Source organism: Xenorhabdus sp. PR6a, from assembly GCF_028599065.1.
Classification (GTDB): Bacteria; Pseudomonadota; Gammaproteobacteria; order Enterobacterales; family Enterobacteriaceae; genus Xenorhabdus; species Xenorhabdus doucetiae.
The window spans coordinates 1-666 of record NZ_JAQRFJ010000203.1; the positions used below are offsets into that span (position 1 = coordinate 1).

Annotated in this window: 1 protein-coding gene; it reads right to left on the bottom strand. The window is 59.8% G+C overall.

Going from position 1 to position 666, the window contains the following annotated elements; all coding sequences use genetic code 11:
- The coding region (locus PSI15_RS18355) for an IS3 family transposase (RefSeq protein WP_273584768.1) at window positions 1–666 on the bottom strand (666 nt) is incomplete at both ends.

Genomic DNA, 666 nt, shown 5'->3' on the forward strand with positions numbered 1-666 from the left:
CAGCCGCCCTTCAATAGGGCGCGTTTCCAGGGCATGACTCAGGGCACGGCAGACCAGCTCTGCATCCGGTGAGGAAGAGATGGCCATGCCCACCACGCGGCGGGAAAATAAATCCATCACCACCGCGAGGTAACGCCAACCTTCCTGTGTACGAATGTAGGTGATGTCCCCGCACCACCGGGTATTTGGGCTGGCCGGGGCAAAATGCTGCTGCAAAAAATCCGGCGACGCCACGTGCTCTTTCCCCGGTGGACGATAACGGTGGGCCCCCGGCTGACGGCTTTGCAGGCCGCATTCCTGCATTAGCCGGCGAGCCAGCCAGCGCCCAACCGGTGTGCCCTCATGGGTCAGCAAGTGGCTCAGGGAGCGGCTGCCGATGGCCCCCCGACTTTGGTTATACAACTCACGGGTCCGGATGCGCAGCCGCAGACGTTCTGTATCGACAGGACGTTCCCGCCAATCGTAATAGGCGCTGCGTGACACCTTAAATGCCTGACAGAGTTCCGTGACCGGCCATTGGGCGCTCAGCCGTGTGATCAACAAGTAGCACCACTGCGTATCTCGCTCATCAACACGGCCGCCTGCTTTAGAATGTCTTTTTCCATTTCCAGACGCCTGACCTGTTTTTCCAACGCCTGTATCTGGCGTTGTTCGGGCGTTAAGGCT